The 1,112-nt window shown below is 59.5% G+C and carries 1 protein-coding gene; it reads left to right on the top strand.

Annotated elements, in window-relative coordinates; genetic code table 11:
* Positions 1 to 210: 210 nt before the first annotated feature.
* The coding region (locus tag LIU39_RS34680) for a protein rep (RefSeq protein WP_227050963.1) at positions 211 to 1,112 on the top strand (902 nt) is incomplete at its 3' end.

Genomic DNA, 1,112 nt, shown 5'->3' with positions numbered 1-1,112 from the left:
TTGTGCCGCAAGGGTTTCAGCGTGATTTGCCTGAAAATGACTTTGAAGTTATTCTGTCGGGAGTGGTCGCGTTAAAAGCGACCCCCGCAACGACGGCCATCGTTCGGGGGCGTGACCACCTGTAGGAATTCTATTTTGCGACAGACAACACAGGTGATACGGCAATGATAACACGTCAAGTGAGCCATCGCCCAGTATGGGGCGGTGCGCATGAAAAATCCTGAACTCCAGAACCTCACGGACTATTCCCCCTCAGATGCGCCCTGGGACGCTCACAGAAGCGTTTCTGACGACGTGGGAGGGATTTACCTGCTTGCGGCCGAATATGAGCGCTACGGGGCGCGTATGGCCTCCTGCGGCGGTTTACTGCGTTTCGGGTGGTCTACCCTCAAAGAAACCGGAGAAACGCGCCTGAGGCTGCGTGAGGCGCATTTCTGCCGTGTCCGGCACTGTCCTGTCTGCCAGTGGAGGCGCTCCCTGATGTGGCAAGCCCGTTTCTACCAGTCCCTGCCGCGTATCGTGGCGGATTACCCCGATTCCCGCTGGATGTTCCTGACCCTGACCGTGCGCAACTGTGCGATCGGGGAGCTGGGCGATACGCTGAGCCGGATGAACACGGCTTTCCAGCGGCTGAAGGATCGCAAAGAGTTCAGACCAGTTCAGGGATGGATCCGCACCACGGAAGTCACCCGCGGCAGTGACGGCAGCGCACACCCGCACTTCCACACACTGATGATGGTTCCGCCTGGCATGCTTAACGGGAAGAGTTACGTCAAACATGCGCGCTGGGTTGAGCTGTGGCGGGAGTGCCTTCGGGTCAGCTACGATCCGAATGTCGATGTCCGGGCAGTGAAACCCCGGAAGCCGAAGGACGGCGAATCGCTGGCCTGCGCGACCGCCGAACTGGTGCGCGGCGCGGTGGCCGAGACCCTGAAATATTCCACGAAGCCGGCCGACATGGTCGCCGATCCTGAATGGTTCCTCGAACTGACCCGCCAGACGCACAAGCGCCGCTTTGTGGCGACCGGCGGCGCACTCAAAGACGTATTGAAACTCGATCAGGAAACCGATGCCGACATGGTGATCGGGGATGATATTTCCGAGGGCGATGA

The organism is Streptomyces pinistramenti (assembly GCF_020564935.1).
Lineage (GTDB): Bacteria > Actinomycetota > Actinomycetes > Streptomycetales > Streptomycetaceae > Streptomyces > Streptomyces pinistramenti.
The sequence above is the reverse complement of the archived record's forward strand: the minus strand, read 5'-3'. Positions and strand labels throughout refer to the sequence as shown.